At 54.2% G+C, this 14,355-nt stretch carries 17 protein-coding genes; 11 read left to right on the top strand and 6 right to left on the bottom strand.

The annotated features are described in order from the left end of the window. The first annotated feature begins 12 nt into the window (after nt 1-12). The 3 genes from ulaD to F3J30_RS20085 are packed head-to-tail and all read left to right on the top strand — an operon-like array spanning nt 13 to nt 2,212. Nucleotides 13-663 (top strand): 3-keto-L-gulonate-6-phosphate decarboxylase UlaD, encoded by a 651-nt coding sequence (gene ulaD, locus F3J30_RS20075; protein WP_166718329.1) that lies wholly within the window; start codon nt 13-15, stop codon nt 661-663. 9 nt (nt 664-672) lie between these two features. Further along, complete coding sequence (locus F3J30_RS20080; protein ID WP_166718330.1) at nt 673-1,539, top strand: L-ribulose-5-phosphate 3-epimerase; 867 nt, start codon at nt 673-675, stop codon at nt 1,537-1,539. After that, entirely contained in the window at nt 1,526-2,212 is a 687-nt protein-coding gene (locus tag F3J30_RS20085) for an L-ribulose-5-phosphate 4-epimerase (protein WP_166718331.1), read from the top strand. The genes F3J30_RS20080 and F3J30_RS20085 overlap by 14 nt, the downstream gene beginning before the upstream one ends. Before the next feature lie 142 nt (nt 2,213-2,354). Here the strand turns inward: F3J30_RS20085 and yjfY are convergent, their stop codons facing one another. Next, nucleotides 2,355-2,630, bottom strand: coding sequence for a DUF1471 family protein YjfY (gene yjfY, locus F3J30_RS20090; protein WP_014068636.1), 276 nt, complete (start codon nt 2,628-2,630; stop codon nt 2,355-2,357). A gap of 343 nt (nt 2,631-2,973) precedes the next feature. Between yjfY and rpsF the strand changes: the two genes are divergently transcribed. The 5 genes from rpsF (at nt 2,974) to F3J30_RS20115 (ending at nt 5,495) form a co-directional block, all read left to right on the top strand. Next, nucleotides 2,974-3,369: a 30S ribosomal protein S6 gene (gene rpsF / locus F3J30_RS20095; RefSeq protein ID WP_014068637.1), complete on the top strand. Its 396-nt coding sequence runs from the start codon at nt 2,974-2,976 to the stop codon at nt 3,367-3,369. Nucleotides 3,370-3,375: 6 nt separating this feature from the next. After that, on the top strand, nt 3,376-3,690 hold the full coding sequence (gene priB / locus F3J30_RS20100; RefSeq protein ID WP_014068638.1) for a primosomal replication protein N: 315 nt from the start codon (nt 3,376-3,378) through the stop codon (nt 3,688-3,690). 4 nt (nt 3,691-3,694) lie between these two features. Next, nucleotides 3,695-3,922, top strand: a complete 228-nt coding sequence (rpsR, locus tag F3J30_RS20105; protein WP_000135199.1) for a 30S ribosomal protein S18 — start codon at nt 3,695-3,697, stop codon at nt 3,920-3,922. Between the two features lie 41 nt (nt 3,923-3,963). Then, complete coding sequence (gene rplI, locus F3J30_RS20110; protein WP_112012019.1) at nt 3,964-4,413, top strand: 50S ribosomal protein L9; 450 nt, start codon at nt 3,964-3,966, stop codon at nt 4,411-4,413. Nucleotides 4,414-4,565: 152 nt separating this feature from the next. Further along, nucleotides 4,566-5,495: a DMT family transporter gene (locus F3J30_RS20115; protein ID WP_166718332.1), complete on the top strand. Its 930-nt coding sequence runs from the start codon at nt 4,566-4,568 to the stop codon at nt 5,493-5,495. A gap of 44 nt (nt 5,496-5,539) precedes the next feature. On the opposite strand, the gene F3J30_RS20120 is transcribed toward F3J30_RS20115, so the two are convergent. Then, on the bottom strand, nt 5,540-6,190 hold the full coding sequence (locus F3J30_RS20120; protein ID WP_166718333.1) for an OapA family protein: 651 nt from the start codon (nt 6,188-6,190) through the stop codon (nt 5,540-5,542). Nucleotides 6,191-6,423: 233 nt separating this feature from the next. Here F3J30_RS20120 and fklB point away from each other — a divergent pair, with 233 nt between their 5' ends. Both fklB and cycA read left to right on the top strand, forming a co-directional pair. Continuing rightward, nucleotides 6,424-7,044, top strand: coding sequence for an FKBP-type peptidyl-prolyl cis-trans isomerase (gene fklB, locus F3J30_RS20125; protein WP_168714509.1), 621 nt, complete (start codon nt 6,424-6,426; stop codon nt 7,042-7,044). A 313-nt stretch (nt 7,045-7,357) separates the two neighbouring features. Beyond that, nucleotides 7,358-8,767 carry a D-serine/D-alanine/glycine transporter gene (gene cycA / locus F3J30_RS20130; RefSeq protein WP_014068643.1) on the top strand — a complete coding sequence of 470 codons (1,410 nt, stop codon included), beginning with the start codon at nt 7,358-7,360 and terminating at the stop codon, nt 8,765-8,767. Between the two features lie 96 nt (nt 8,768-8,863). On the opposite strand, the gene ytfE is transcribed toward cycA, so the two are convergent. Next, nucleotides 8,864-9,526 (bottom strand): iron-sulfur cluster repair protein YtfE, encoded by a 663-nt coding sequence (gene ytfE / locus F3J30_RS20135; RefSeq protein ID WP_166718335.1) that lies wholly within the window; start codon nt 9,524-9,526, stop codon nt 8,864-8,866. A gap of 248 nt (nt 9,527-9,774) precedes the next feature. Between ytfE and F3J30_RS20140 the strand changes: the two genes are divergently transcribed. Next, on the top strand, nt 9,775-11,424 hold the full coding sequence (locus F3J30_RS20140) for a methyl-accepting chemotaxis protein (RefSeq protein ID WP_166718336.1): 1,650 nt from the start codon (nt 9,775-9,777) through the stop codon (nt 11,422-11,424). Between the two features lie 78 nt (nt 11,425-11,502). Here the strand turns inward: F3J30_RS20140 and F3J30_RS20145 are convergent, their stop codons facing one another. The 3 genes from F3J30_RS20145 to F3J30_RS20155 form a co-directional block, all read right to left on the bottom strand. Then, nucleotides 11,503-12,468, bottom strand: coding sequence for a DMT family transporter (locus F3J30_RS20145; RefSeq protein WP_166718354.1), 966 nt, complete (start codon nt 12,466-12,468; stop codon nt 11,503-11,505). A 75-nt stretch (nt 12,469-12,543) separates the two neighbouring features. Then, on the bottom strand, nt 12,544-13,368 hold the full coding sequence (locus F3J30_RS20150) for an AraC family transcriptional regulator (protein WP_166718337.1): 825 nt from the start codon (nt 13,366-13,368) through the stop codon (nt 12,544-12,546). An 81-nt stretch (nt 13,369-13,449) separates the two neighbouring features. Continuing rightward, nucleotides 13,450-14,298: an SDR family oxidoreductase gene (locus tag F3J30_RS20155; protein ID WP_166718338.1), complete on the bottom strand. Its 849-nt coding sequence runs from the start codon at nt 14,296-14,298 to the stop codon at nt 13,450-13,452. Nucleotides 14,299-14,355: the final 57 nt, after the last annotated feature.

Raw genomic sequence — 14,355 nt, forward strand, 5'->3', positions numbered from 1 at the left:
GGAACACACAAAATGTCATTACCAATGTTGCAGGTTGCGCTGGATAACCAAACGCTGTCCCACGCTTATGAAACCACCCGCCTGATTGCAGAAGAAGTGGATATCATTGAAGTCGGCACCATCCTTTGCGTAGGCGAAGGCGTTCGCGCCGTCCGCGACCTGAAAGCGCTCTATCCGCATAAAATCGTGCTGGCGGATGCCAAAATCGCTGATGCAGGCAAAATTCTTTCTCGCATGTGTTTTGAAGCCAATGCTGACTGGGTCACCGTTATCTGTTGTGCGGATATCAACACCGCCAAAGGCGCGCTGGACGTGGCAAAAGAGTTCAACGGCGACGTGCAGATTGAGCTGACCGGCTTCTGGACCTGGGAGCAGGCACAGGAGTGGCGCGATGCGGGCATTCAGCAGGTGGTTTACCACCGTAGCCGTGATGCGCAGGCGGCGGGTGTGGCCTGGGGCGAAGCGGATATCAGTGCCATCAAGCGTCTGGCGGATATGGGCTTCAAAGTCACCGTGACCGGCGGCCTGGCGCTGGAAGACCTGCCGCTGTTCCAGGGCATTCCGATTCACGTCTTTATTGCTGGCCGTAGCATCCGTGATGCGGTGTCTCCGGTGGAAGCTGCGCGTCAGTTCAAACGTTCAATCGCTCAGCTTTGGGGCTAAGGAGCGGGTATGTTGTCTAAACAAGTCCCGCTTGGCATTTACGAAAAGGCACTCCCTGCGGGGGAGTGCTGGCTTGAGCGGTTAAAGCTGGCAAAACTGCTGGGTTTTGATTTTGTCGAAATGTCAGTGGATGAAACTGACGAGCGCCTGTCCCGCCTCGACTGGAGCCGTGAACAACGGCTGGCGCTGGTGCAGGCCGTAGCCGAAACGGGCGTGCGCGTGCCGTCTATGTGTCTGAGCGCTCACCGTCGTTTTCCCCTTGGAAGTGAAGATGATGCCGTGCGCGCACAGGGGCTGGAGATCATGCGTAAAGCTATCCGCTTTGCGCAGGATGTCGGTATTCGCGTTATCCAGCTTGCCGGATATGACGTCTATTATCAGGAAGCCAACGATGAGACGCGCCGTCGTTTCCGTGGCGGGCTGAAAGAGAGTGTGGAAATGGCCAGCCGTGCGCAGGTGACGCTGGCGATGGAGATCATGGACTATCCGCTGATGAACTCCATCAGCAAGGCGCTGGGTTACGCGCACTACCTGAATAACCCCTGGTTCCAGCTTTATCCCGATATCGGCAATCTGTCGGCGTGGGATAACGATGTACAGATGGAGTTGCAGGCGGGGATGGGGCATATCGTGGCGGTACACGTCAAAGATACGCGTCCGGGTGTGTTCAAAAATGTTCCGTTCGGCACCGGGGTGGTGGATTTCGAACGGTGCTTCGAGACCCTCAAGCAGACCGGCTATTGCGGGCCCTATCTGATTGAGATGTGGAGTGAAACATCGGACGACCCGGCGGGTGAAGTGGCAAAAGCGCGAGACTGGGTGCGCGAGCGCATGGCGCGGGCAGGGTTACTGGAGGCCGGGCATGAAGCAGCTTAAACAGCAGGTCTTTGACGCCAATATGGATCTCCCGCGTTATGGCCTGGTGACATTCACCTGGGGCAACGTCAGCGCTATCGATCGTGAGCGAGGGCTGATTGCAATCAAGCCCAGCGGCGTAGCGTATGAGGCCATGCAAGCTGACGATATGGTGGTGGTCGATCTTGACGGAAATGTTGTTGAGGGTAAATGGCGGCCTTCTTCCGATACTGCTACTCATCTGGCGCTTTACCGGCGTTATCCATCTCTTGGTGGCGTTGTGCATACGCACTCAACGCATGCCACGGCCTGGGCGCAGGCAGGTCTGGCAATACCGGCACTGGGAACTACGCATGCCGATTACTTCTTTGGCGACATCCCCTGCACGCGCGCATTAACGGCTGCTGAAGTTGAAGGTGAATACGAGCTAAATACCGGGAAAGTGATTATCGAAACGCTGGGTGAACGTGAGCCACTGCATACGCCGGGTATTGTGGTCTACCAGCACGGCCCATTTGCCTGGGGAAAAGATGCCCATGATGCTGTTCATAACGCGGTGGTGATGGAAGAAGTGGCGCGAATGGCGTGGATTGCCCGCGGGATTAACCCGCAGCTTCAAGCTATTGATGATTACCTGATGAACAAACATTTCATGCGCAAGCATGGCCCAAATGCTTACTACGGGCAGAAGTGAATAAGTGCTCTGGAATACCGAAAAACAGTTGTAACCGGTGGTATTTCAGAGCCATTCGCAAAAAAAAAGCCCCCGGGCAGGGGGCAAGTCAAACTATGGCTATGTTGTCTTTGTTGGCTTTCCTGGTGCTAGCGTTAAAGCGTTATCGGTAGATATCTGCACTTGCATGCATGTTGCCGTTGCTGCCGGGCTCACGCATCAGAATGACGTGATAGTATTTTGCACCCTGGGCATCGGTTTCTTCGTTAATTGCCTGATCTGCTTCACTTTCAGTGGCGAAATTATGATTGATGTAGATTACGCCTAAGCTTTGCACATCATCCATGTTTCTGGCCTGCCGGCCGTCTATCTTAATGGCTGCCATCGCGTTTGCACTAAGCAAAAGCGCAGCCATAATGGCGATTGCGATTTTTTTCATGATATGCGCTCCACGACTGCGTGCTGTGTGACGGTTGAAACATCTCCTTTTGCCTTTGGATGAACTCTGATTAAAGTTTAATCGCTTCTCAGAAGGGGATTGGTGACCATTTCTGATGCTGTTGTTCAAAAAAACGACGCTTCCTGATGCGATTAATTTTAAATCATCCACTTAGTTCATCTTTACGCTTTGTGCGAATTTTTTGCGCAATCAGCTTGAGTTTCCGGGGGCACGCAAGTATTATGACGCGTCAATTTTTCAGCCGACCTTTAACACGTTCCTTGCCTCCCCGGGCCTCGGCTGACCCAGACAGGAGGCTGAATAATCCGTAAGGAGCAATTCGATGCGTCATTACGAAATCGTTTTTATGGTCCATCCTGACCAGAGCGAACAGGTTCCGGGTATGATCGAGCGTTACTCTGCTGCCATCACTGGTGCAGAAGGTACGATCCACCGTCTGGAAGACTGGGGCCGCCGTCAGCTGGCTTACCCGATCAACAAACTGCACAAAGCACACTACGTTCTGATGAACGTTGAAGCGCCGCAGGAAGTGATCGATGAGCTGGAAACTACCTTCCGCTTCAACGATGCCGTTATCCGCAGCATGGTTATGCGTACCAAAAACGCAGTTACCGAAGCATCTCCGATGGTTAAAGCGAAAGACGAGCGCCGTGAGCGTCGCGATGATTTCGCAAACGAAACCGCAGATGATTCTGATGCTGGGGATTCTGAAGAGTAATTTCTGATGACCAACCGTCTGGTGTTGTCAGGCACTGTGTGCAGGACCCCCCTTCGAAAGGTCAGTCCATCAGGAATTCCGCATTGCCAGTTCGTGCTTGAGCATCGTTCTGTGCAAGAGGAAGCCGGGTTTCACCGGCAGGCGTGGTGCCAAATGCCCGTTATTATTAGCGGACACGAAAACCAGGCCATTACTCACAGTATAACGGTCGGTAGTGCAGTAATCGTTCAGGGGTTCATTTCTTGCCACAAGGCAAAGAACGGCCTGAGCAAAATGGTTCTGCATGCCGAGCAGATTGATTTGATAGATTCTGGAGACTAGCCATATGGCACGTTATTTCCGTCGTCGCAAGTTCTGCCGTTTCACCGCGGAAGGCGTTCAAGAGATCGACTATAAAGATATCGCAACGCTGAAAAACTACATCACCGAAAGCGGTAAGATTGTCCCAAGCCGTATCACCGGTACTCGTGCAAAATACCAGCGTCAGCTGGCTCGCGCTATCAAACGCGCTCGCTACCTGTCCCTGCTGCCGTACACTGATCGTCATCAGTAATCGGGCACAGTCCATTAATACGACTTTAAGAGGATAAGGTAATGCAAGTTATTCTGCTTGATAAAGTAGCAAACCTGGGCAGCCTGGGTGATCAGGTTAACGTTAAAGCGGGTTACGCACGTAACTTCCTGGTTCCACAGGGTAAAGCTGTTCCAGCTACTAAGAAAAACGTAGAGTTTTTCGAAGCACGTCGTGCTGAACTGGAAGCCAAACTGGCTGACGTTCTGGCGGCTGCTAACGCTCGCGCTGAAGCAATCAACGCACTGGGCACCGTTACCATCGCTTCCAAATCTGGCGACGAAGGTAAACTGTTCGGTTCCATCGGTACCCGCGATATCGCTGATGCAGTTTCTGCAGCAGGCGTTAAAGTGGCGAAGAGCGAAGTTCGCATGCCGAACGGCGTTCTGCGCACCACTGGTGAGCACGAAGTTGACTTCCAGGTTCACAGCGAAGTGTTCGCTAAACTGGTTGTTAACGTTGTAGCTGAGTAATTTTTTACTCTGCTCGCGTCGAAGCGCCGGCCTTGTGCCGGCGTTTTGCTTTTTAAGGCTACCCGAAATCATCTTTTCTTCTTGTATGGTAGCTATTCCTGACGCATTCTCAGATAATAAAATGAAACGCAATTTTATCTTTGAGATTTGCAATGGACACCCCCTCATCCATACCGATTTTCGCCCGTAAAAATGTCGCTTATGCCTGCGCCACCCTGTGTTGTTTGCTCTGGGGAAGCTCTTACCCGGCAATAAAAAGTGGATATGAACTCTTTAGCATTGCGACTGATGATATTCCGTCAAAAGTCGTCTTCGCCGGATACCGTTTTCTTTTCGCGGGGCTGCTCCTGTTGCTGTTCGCACTGGCGCAGCGCAAGCCTATCGCCCGGCTGACAACAAAGCAGTTCGGCCAGCTCACTCTTCTTGGGCTGACCCAGACATCGATTCAGTACACCTTCTTCTATATAGGGCTGGCCTACACGACAGGCGTCAACGGCTCGATCATGAATGCCACTGGCACTTTCTTTAGCGTGTTGCTGGCGCATTTCATCTATCACAACGACAAGCTCAGCTATAACAAGACGCTGGGCTGTATTTTAGGGTTTGCCGGGGTCATGCTGGTCAACTTCCACAGTGGGTTAAGTGAATTCCACTTTGTCTGGAATGGGGATGGCTTCGTGGTGCTGGCGGCCTTTATTCTTTCTGCCGCCACGCTGTACGGGAAACGCATCTCCCAGACGGTCGATCCAACGGTAATGACGGGCTGGCAGCTTGCTATCGGTGGTGCGGTACTGGTGGCTGGCGGCTACGCAACGGGCGGTACGCTGGAAGTGCATAGCCTGAAGGCCGTAGCGGTGCTCGGCTATCTGACGTTGCTTTCCTCGGTGGCTTTCGCGCTGTGGAGTGTGTTACTGAAGGTGAACCGCGTCAGTATGATTGCGCCGTTCAACTTCGTTGTGCCGGTGGCAGGGACGGTGCTTTCCGCGATTTTCCTCGGTGAGAATATCCTGGATATCAAATACGCGGTGGCGCTGGTGCTGGTGTGCTCAGGGATTTGGTGGGTAAATAAGCGCAGTGCCTGAGAAGAACATGGCCGGGTGCGGTTTCGCCTTACCCGGCCTGTAAGTTAACGTGCTCTGATAAAACTGCCATCGGGTTGGCGCGTAAACAGCACCTGCTGACCATTTCCGGTATCAATCGTTAACCCGGTCACAACGCCGCTGGCATTCTGGCGGATCTGCACCATCTGGCCATTCTGCAAATTGCTGAGCGGTTTACCCGCTCCTTCAACCTGCGCCATGGCATAGACATCCGTTGGCGGCAGGTTATGGTCGCGGAACAGCTGCGCGAGCGTTTTGCCCGGCTCTACACGATACGAACGCCATTGCTGCTCGATACCTGTCGGTTGCTGAGTCTGGGCTTGGGGTTGTTCAGGAGCCGATGCCTGCTCCTGTGGTTGTTCGTCCTGTACAGGCTCTGGCTCAACGGGTGCGACCTGGCCCGGATCGTTTGAGGGGGTGACCAGCTGAGTCTGCATTGGCTGAGGATCGGGTTGCGGCCGCGCCTGAGACTGGATATCCAGCTGCGCGTTGCGGGCGACTGGCGCGGTATCGCTGTTATCGCCACCAGAAGGAAGCAGGAAGCCCAAAATGACCAGCAGCGCCCCAATGATGATGCCTTTGCGATGCAAAGACGGCAGCGGGTCCATGAGGCGAAAATTGTCTGGTGCTTGCCAGATTTTCGCCAGGGTAGGTTTCAGTTCAAATCGCCCGGGCATGGCTTTCCTCCTGCTCCGCGTCTTTTTTATCCTGTCCTGAGAAGTGTAGTTTGCTAACTGCCTGAAGGGCGTAACAAAGTCGGCTTCCGTGACACATATTTAGGAAATATCCTGACGGGCTCTATTGTTTCTGTTTCCCCGCGATTTGTCATCTTAACTTAAGACAAAGTTTTACCCGATGGGGTGTGACTGTTATGCTGCCCGCTACTTTAAATGTGATGGAAGGAAAACCCATGACCACCCCGACTTTTGACACTATCGAAGCGCAGGCAAGCTACGGTATCGGCTTGCAGGTAGGACAGCAGCTGAGCGAATCCGGCCTGGAAGGACTGTTACCGGAAGCGCTGGTGGCGGGTATCGCTGACGCGCTGGAAGGTAAACACCCTGCTGTTCCTGTCGATGTTGTGCACCGTGCGCTGCGCGAAATCCACGAACGTGCTGACGCCGTACGTCGCTCACGTTTCGAAGAGATGGCAGCAGAAGGCGTTAAATTCCTGGAAGAGAACCGCGAGCGTGAAGGCGTGAACAGCACCGAATCTGGCCTCCAGTTCCGCGTAATCAATCAGGGCGATGGCGCAATCCCGGCTCGTACTGACCACGTTCGCGTGCATTACACCGGTAAACTTATCGACGGTACTGTGTTCGACAGCTCTGTTGCGCGCGGCGAACCGGCTGAGTTCCCGGTAAATGGCGTTATCGCTGGCTGGATCGAAGCACTGACCCTGATGCCAGTGGGTTCCAAATGGGAACTGACTATCCCGCAAAACCTGGCCTACGGCGAGCGTGGCGCTGGCGCGTCTATCCCGCCATTCAGCACCCTGGTGTTTGAAGTCGAGCTGCTGGAAATCCTGTAATCGGCTTTTCTTATTTCCTCTCTCCGCCAGGGGAGAGGAAAATAGTGATAAAACCTATAGTTACGACGGAATCAACATTTTATCTTGCAAACGAAACTGTTGCGTGTATTTTTGTGAGCTGTTTCGCGCTGTATGAGTGATATGACACTCACTTTCAACATATTGTTAACATAATATCCAATTCATAGTATTCATCCCGCCGATTCTTACCTAATATCGATTAGCCCTTACACGGGGAACGTCATTTTTTTGACGTATTTAAAGGCCAGAAGAGCCTTAACAACACAGACAGGCATAAACAGGAAAATATCACATGGTAGATCAGGTCAAAGTCGTCGCTGAAGAAGAAGCGCCGTCTGAACAGTCGCTACGGCGCAATCTCACAAACCGTCATATTCAGCTTATTGCCATCGGTGGTGCCATTGGTACCGGGCTGTTTATGGGGTCGGGCAAAACCATCAGTCTTGCCGGGCCGTCGATCATCTTCGTTTATATGATCATCGGTTTTATGCTCTTCTTCGTGATGCGCGCAATGGGTGAATTGCTGCTCTCGAATCTCGAATATAAATCCTTCAGCGACTTCGCATCCGACCTGTTAGGGCCGTGGGCAGGTTATTTTACGGGCTGGACTTACTGGTTCTGCTGGGTTGTCACAGGGATGGCCGACGTGGTTGCCATTACCGCATACGCCCAGTTCTGGTTCCCCGGCCTTTCTGACTGGGTGGCATCGCTGGCGGTGATTGTTCTGCTGCTGAGCCTCAACCTGGCTACCGTGAAAATGTTCGGTGAAATGGAGTTCTGGTTTGCGATGATCAAAATCGTCGCCATCGTGGGGCTGATTGTGGTGGGGCTGGTCATGGTTCTCACGCACTTCCAGTCGCCAACGGGTGTTCAGGCTTCCTTTACCCATCTGTGGAATGACGGCGGCTGGTTCCCGAAAGGGCTGAGCGGCTTCTTTGCCGGCTTCCAGATTGCGGTGTTTGCGTTTGTGGGTATTGAGCTGGTGGGCACCACCGCTGCGGAAACCAAAGATCCGGAGAAATCCCTGCCGCGTGCCATCAACTCCATCCCCGTGCGTATCATTATGTTCTACGTGTTCGCGCTGATTATCATCATGTCGGTCACGCCGTGGAGTTCTGTTGTGCCAACCAAGAGCCCGTTCGTCGAGCTGTTTGTGCTGGTGGGGCTGCCGGCGGCGGCAAGCCTGATTAACTTCGTGGTGCTGACCTCTGCGGCCTCTTCGGCAAACAGCGGCGTGTTCTCTACCAGCAGGATGCTGTTTGGCCTGGCGCAGGAAGGCGTTGCGCCGAGCGCCTTCGCGAAATTGTCTAAGCGTGCGGTACCGGCGAAAGGGCTGACCTTCTCCTGTATGTGTCTGCTGGGCGGCGTGGTGATGCTCTACGTTAACCCGAGCGTGATTGGCGCGTTCACCATGATCACCACGGTGTCTGCGATCCTGTTCATGTTTGTCTGGACCATCATTCTGTGTTCATACCTGGTGTACCGCAAACAGCGTCCGCACCTGCATGAAAAATCGATCTACAAGATGCCGCTGGGCAAGCTGATGTGCTGGGTGTGCATGGCGTTCTTCGCGTTCGTTATCGTGCTGCTGACGCTGGAAGATGATACCCGTCAGGCGTTGATTGTTACGCCGCTGTGGTTCATCGCGCTGGGTCTGGGCTGGCTGTTTATCGGTAAGAAACGTATGGCGGGCGTAAGATAAAAGCAAAACGGCAACCTCGGTTGCCGTTTTTAGTTTTTGCGCCCTCTCCCTGTGGGAGAGGGTTGGGGTGAGGGCATCAGGCCGCAGTGGTCTTTTTTATTCACCCGCTAATGCACGCGGGAACAGAACGTTATTTTCAAGGCTGATGTGTTCCATCAGATCGTCGATCATTTCGTTAATGCCGTTGTACATCGCTTTCCAGGTGGTACAGGCTTCTGGCGGCGGAGTGACGTTGTTGGTGGTGTGTTTGATCACTTCCAACAGTTCGCCGGCATCGTCGTGCTCGCTTTCCATCACGCTGATTGGCCCCATCGCCTGGCTACCCATTCCCTGTTTGATCATCGGGAAGAGGATTTGCTCTTCTTTCATCATGTGGCTGGAAAGTTCTTCATGCAGCATGGTCAGGTATTTTGCTAGGCCGCGTGGAACTGAAGGTTTGTCAGCATGAACACGTTCAACTTTGGTCGCCTGTAAAATCAGTTCTGGCAGCTGTTCACGGTGACGGTCGTGGTAACGCACGATGATGTGGTCGATGATCTCTGCAAGCGCAACCTTGCGCCAGTCTTTCTCGACAGGCTGCTCGGCCAGTTTTGCCAGCTCCGCTTCGATAATCTCTACATCCAGCTCTTTGCGCGAAGCCGCGCGCGCCAGTGTTTGCTTACCGCCGCAGCAGTAATCCATGTCGTATTTACGAAACAGCGCAGAAGCGCGAGGGATGGAGAGCGCCAGCTCACCGAGTGGTTGGTCGCGGAAGGCCATAGCAGTTACCTCATCATCAATAATATAAGATGCATTTTAAATGCATCTTTGGGCCGATACTATAACCCTTTAGTGGCACGCACGAAAATGTGAGGGGAATCACAAAAATTTCTTATGTTTTAAGCTTCTGAATGAATTCAAAAAATTCCAGGTAAGGGGGTTTTGAAACTGAAGAAACATTAAACAACACGGCCTGCCTGCCGATAGTTACACGTCAGACAATATCCTGCATATAAAAAAGGCGAAGAATGTTTAAACGTATAAAAGTGATTACCCTCCTGGTCTCGGTGCTGCTTGTGCTCGGCATCATGCAACTGATCTCCGCCGGCATTTTTATTAATGCGCTAAATAACGACAAAGATAACTTCACCGTTTCTCAGGTGGCGAGCCAAAACGTGGCGGAATTCACCGATGCGTGGATCAGCCTCAACCAGGCGCGTGTCACCCTGAACCGCGGGATGTTGCGTCTGCAAAGCAGCGTGGCGACCCAGATTAACGGCGGTCAGTTGAATGAGCTGGTAGAGACGGCAAAAAATCTGCTGGCAGATGCACAATCGCATTTCGATAAATACTATGCGCTGCCAAATACCCCAGGGCTGGGTGAAGACTTACCCAAGCAGTTGGAAGAACAGTACCGCATTTACTCCGCTACGCTGACACAAATGAACGTACTGCTGGGGCAGGGCAATCTGGAAGACATGTTCAAACAGAATGCCGAGCAGAAGCAGAACGCGATGCAGAAAGTCTATCACGAGTGGCGTACTGCCCAGGCGAAGCTTGCCAACAAAGGGATCAAGGATAATGAAAGTGACTACAAGCGCATCCTGTGGGTGCTCTCAGTCATTATGCTGATTGTCGTGGGTGTGATTATCGCCAGCTGGGTTGCAATGCGTCGTGTTCTGCTGCTGCCGTTGCAGGATGTCATCGGCCATATTCGTGCCATTGCCGCCGGTGATTTGACTCAGCCGGTTGAAGCGAGTGGTAAAAATGAGATGGCGCTGCTGGCCCACAACGTCCAGGAGATGCAAAAAGCGCTGGCAAATACGGTTGGTATGGTGCGCCAGGGGGCCGATACCATCTACACCGGAGCCGGTGAGATTTCCGCGGGCAGCAACGACCTTTCCTCCCGTACTGAACAGCAGGCCGCTTCTCTGGAAGAAACCGCTGCCAGCATGGAGCAATTGACGGCAACCGTTAAGCAAAACGCCGACAATGCACGTCAGGCTTCCCGCCTGGCGCTGGATGCTTCTTCAACTGCGAAGAAAGGCGGTAGCGTAGTGGAAGGCGTGGTACGTACCATGGACGAAATTGCTACCAGTTCCAGCAAAATTGCCCAGATCACGAACGTTATCGACGGTATCGCTTTCCAGACCAACATCCTGGCGCTGAACGCAGCGGTTGAAGCGGCGCGCGCAGGTGAGCAGGGCCGTGGCTTTGCGGTGGTGGCGGGTGAAGTCCGTACCCTGGCACAACGCAGCGCTCAGGCCGCGAAAGAGATCAAAGCGCTGATCGATGATTCCGGCGAACGCGTTAGCGCGGGCTCTCAGCTGGTGAACGAAGCGGGGGCCACGATGGCGGAAATCGTCAATGCCGTGACCCGCGTGACGGACATTATGGGTGAGATTGCTTCTGCATCTGACGAGCAGAGTCGTGGTATCGACCAGGTCGGTCAGGCTGTTGCAGAGATGGATCGTGTGACTCAGCAAAACGCCTCGCTGGTGGAAGAGTCTGCTGCTGCTGCGGCAGCGCTGGAAGATCAGGCGGCTCGTCTGAACGAAGCGGTCGCGGTATTTAAAATTGCGCGCGGCCAGGCAGTTAAAGCGGCTCCGGCAAAAACCTATGTGCCAAAAACACAGCCCGTAGCCACGGCAACGGAAGCCAACTGGGAAACCTTCTGACATCATGCCGGGTGGCGCTGACGCTTACCCGGCCTACTGTTTTGTAGGCCCTGCAAGCGCAGCGCCGCTGGGCAATGCTCACATCTCAGACGCCGGAACGACCATCGGTTTTTCCGGCTTTGCCCTCACCGCAATCACCACACCAACCACCAGCAGGAGTATTCCACAGGCTGTCAGCAGCGGCGGCACGCTCTGGCGCATCAGGAAGGTGTAAAGCAGCCCGGCAAGAGTTTCAAAGACAATCAGTGGCCCCAGGATCACCGTGGGTAACTTCTGGCTGGCGATGTTCCAGCAAAGCGCGCCCACCCAGGAGCAGAGCACCGCGATAGCCACCATTAATCCGACAAACACCCACGGGTGCGGCCCGAAGGGCAGGGCGAATTCAGGTTGCTGCACACCTAACCATGCACAGGCTCCCACGTATCCCACCAGCGAGACGGGCAGCGTAACCAGTGCCTGCGCCGTTGCCCACATCATCGGATGTTTGTCCGGGTTTTCCCGCAACCAGCGGGCATTACGCAATGCATACCACGCCCAGCACACCACGGAAACCAGCGCCAGTAAGATGCCAGAGCCGTAACGCCACCAGCTGAAATCAGTAAGCCCGTGGCTGAGCTCAGCAACGTTCACACACACTAACCCGGCGGCGATGCAGACCAGTGCAGGCACCATTTTTGACCACGCCAGTTTGCCATCGCGATGGCTGTAAAGCAGGTTGGCAAACACCGGGATAACGACCGGCAGCGTGCCGATAATCATGGTGGACACCGGCGCGCCCGTGCGCTGAATGGCACTGGCGAGACACACGTAATAGATGAGGTTTCCCATCATGGTTAATGCCAGCGCGGTTCCCCAGTCCTGGCGGCTAAGCTGGCGCAACCGCCCGCGGCCAAACCAGGCCAGAGGAAGGGCAATCAACCCAAGTGCCAGATAGCGCCCGGTAGACTGCAAAATCGCCGGGTATTCCGGCACGATAACAGGGCCAACAAAAATCAGCCCCCACATCAAACCTGCAAGCAGGGCATACAACACGCCGCTAATCATTTTTCCATCCACATTCATTCACTCTGCCATCAGTGTAGAAAGGGAAATCAGCGCCGTATTGTATGAGATTGCGCATTAGCGCTTAACGACCTGCTTCTGGTAGCGCACTGGCGTGATGCCATAGCGACGGGTGAATGCGCGGGTTAAATGGGACTGATCGGTCAGGCCGGTTGCGGCGGCCACTTCGGCGGCGGGCATTCCGTGAGTCAGAAACGCTTTGGCGCGCCAGAGACGGATCGCCATCAGCATCTGATGCGGAGTGACATGGAAATGGGCTTTGAACTGGCGCTGAAAATGGTACGGACTTAGCGACACCACGTTTGCCAGCTCATCTAATGTGAGCGGGTGCATATAGTTGTCGTGCAGATAGTCTCGCACGCGTTCGAAGCGATGTGCGCCTTCCTGAATCACGGGCGCGTGGCGGGCGAGCGGCTGGAATGTCTCAATCAGCTCCAGCAGCATCCCTTTTTGCGCCAGCGGATCGTCCGTGTGCCACAGGCCGTATATCAGCTGACCGATGTGCTGTGAGCGAAGGGGATCGTGGCGTGTCACATCGTTAAACCACCAGTGGCGGATGCCGGTCACCTCTTCAAGAAGTTGGGGTTCAAGATAGACCATCCGGTAGCGCCAGCCGTCGTCAGTGGCGGATTCGCCAGTGTGGATCTCGTCCGGATTCATGGTGACGACAGATTGCGCAGGGGCAAGATGCTGAGTCCCGCGATAGCGAAAGCGCTCGGCACCGGTTTCTATGGTGCCAATACCGAAGGCTTCATGAGTGTGAGGCTCAAAGGCGTAGTCTGAAATATGTGCATGATACAGTTCGATGCCCGGCACCTGCGCCAGGTGGCGAAAGCGCGCGCTGTCTCTCTCATCAATGAACTGTTCCGGTACGCCTTGCACGGTGAACCTCCTCATGGGTCATCTCTTCATTATCAGAGATGACCCGAGGGGATGCCACAAAAAATAACCAGTTTGTAACAATTACAGGATCGATTTGACGCTCTCAGCCAGTGGTGTCGTTGGGCGGCCGATCAGCGTGCTCAGGGTATGGCTGTCATCAAACAGGCCACCTTTAGAGGCTCCGGTGTCGGAATCAGCAAGCATATCTGCCAGCCCGGCAGGCAAGCCAACGCCTTTCAGCGCGGCAGCAAAGTCGGCTTCGCTAAGGTTCTGATACGCCACGTTTTTACCGCTCTGTTTGCTCAGCTCTGCGGCCAGTTCGCTCAGTGTCCAGGCTTCATCGCCCGCCAGTTCATACACTTTACCTGCGTGGCCATCCTGAGAGATCACCGTTGCGGCGGCAGCGGCATAGTCTGCACGGGTCGCGGAGGCAATTTTGCCCTCACCGGCGGCACCAATGAATACACCATGCTCAAGGGCAGGCGGTGCGCTTGCCAGATAGTTTTCGGTATACCAGCCGTTGCGCAGCAGAGCGTAAGGCACGCCAGATTCTGCCAGCGCTTTCTCGGTGGCGACGTGCTCAACGTGCAGCCCCAGCGGGGATTTATCGGCGTGCAGCAGGCTGGTGTAAGCGATGAATTTCACACCCGCAGCTTTAGCGGCGTTGATAACGTTCTGGTGCTGCGTTGCGCGTTGGCCCACTTCGCTGGATGAGATCAGCAGGAGTTTATCGACACCGTTCAGCGCCGTGGTGAACGCCGCCTGGTCGGTATAATCCGCCTGACGTACAACAATACCTTGCTGGCTCAGTGCTTCGGCTTTTGCCGGATTACGTACAATGGCCACAATCTGGCTGGCCGGAACGGTTTTCAGCAGGTGTTCAATAACGAGTTGGCCAAGCTGGCCGGTTGCACCGGTAATTGCGATCATGAGGGAACTCCTTCGTGTTTGTCTTGTGTTGTGGCACACTATCACCAACACTAACTT

Origin of the sequence: Enterobacter sp. Tr-810 (genome assembly GCF_011752765.1) — a bacterium.
Lineage (GTDB): Bacteria > Pseudomonadota > Gammaproteobacteria > Enterobacterales > Enterobacteriaceae > Enterobacter > Enterobacter soli.

Excerpts from the sequence above, each read along its gene's own strand:
- F3J30_RS20120 (WP_166718333.1), bottom strand. The coding sequence starts at position 6,190 with ATGCCCGGGCGATTTGAACTGAAACCTACCCTGGCGAAAATCTGGCAA.
- ytfE (WP_166718335.1), bottom strand. The coding sequence starts at position 9,526 with ATGGCCTTCCGCGACCAACCACTCGGTGAGCTGGCGCTCTCCATCCCT.
- rpsR (WP_000135199.1), top strand. The coding sequence starts at position 3,695 with ATGGCACGTTATTTCCGTCGTCGCAAGTTCTGCCGTTTCACCGCGGAA.
- rplI (WP_112012019.1), top strand. The coding sequence starts at position 3,964 with ATGCAAGTTATTCTGCTTGATAAAGTAGCAAACCTGGGCAGCCTGGGT.
- rpsF (WP_014068637.1), top strand. The coding sequence starts at position 2,974 with ATGCGTCATTACGAAATCGTTTTTATGGTCCATCCTGACCAGAGCGAA.
- yjfY (WP_014068636.1), bottom strand. The coding sequence starts at position 2,630 with ATGAAAAAAATCGCAATCGCCATTATGGCTGCGCTTTTGCTTAGTGCA.
- cycA (WP_014068643.1), top strand. The coding sequence starts at position 7,358 with ATGGTAGATCAGGTCAAAGTCGTCGCTGAAGAAGAAGCGCCGTCTGAA.
- F3J30_RS20140 (WP_166718336.1), top strand. The coding sequence starts at position 9,775 with ATGTTTAAACGTATAAAAGTGATTACCCTCCTGGTCTCGGTGCTGCTT.
- F3J30_RS20115 (WP_166718332.1), top strand. The coding sequence starts at position 4,566 with ATGGACACCCCCTCATCCATACCGATTTTCGCCCGTAAAAATGTCGCT.
- priB (WP_014068638.1), top strand. The coding sequence starts at position 3,376 with ATGACCAACCGTCTGGTGTTGTCAGGCACTGTGTGCAGGACCCCCCTT.
- ulaD (WP_166718329.1), top strand. The coding sequence starts at position 13 with ATGTCATTACCAATGTTGCAGGTTGCGCTGGATAACCAAACGCTGTCC.
- F3J30_RS20080 (WP_166718330.1), top strand. The coding sequence starts at position 673 with ATGTTGTCTAAACAAGTCCCGCTTGGCATTTACGAAAAGGCACTCCCT.
- fklB (WP_168714509.1), top strand. The coding sequence starts at position 6,424 with ATGACCACCCCGACTTTTGACACTATCGAAGCGCAGGCAAGCTACGGT.
- F3J30_RS20085 (WP_166718331.1), top strand. The coding sequence starts at position 1,526 with ATGAAGCAGCTTAAACAGCAGGTCTTTGACGCCAATATGGATCTCCCG.
- F3J30_RS20155 (WP_166718338.1), bottom strand. The coding sequence starts at position 14,298 with ATGATCGCAATTACCGGTGCAACCGGCCAGCTTGGCCAACTCGTTATT.
- F3J30_RS20145 (WP_166718354.1), bottom strand. The coding sequence starts at position 12,468 with ATGATTAGCGGCGTGTTGTATGCCCTGCTTGCAGGTTTGATGTGGGGG.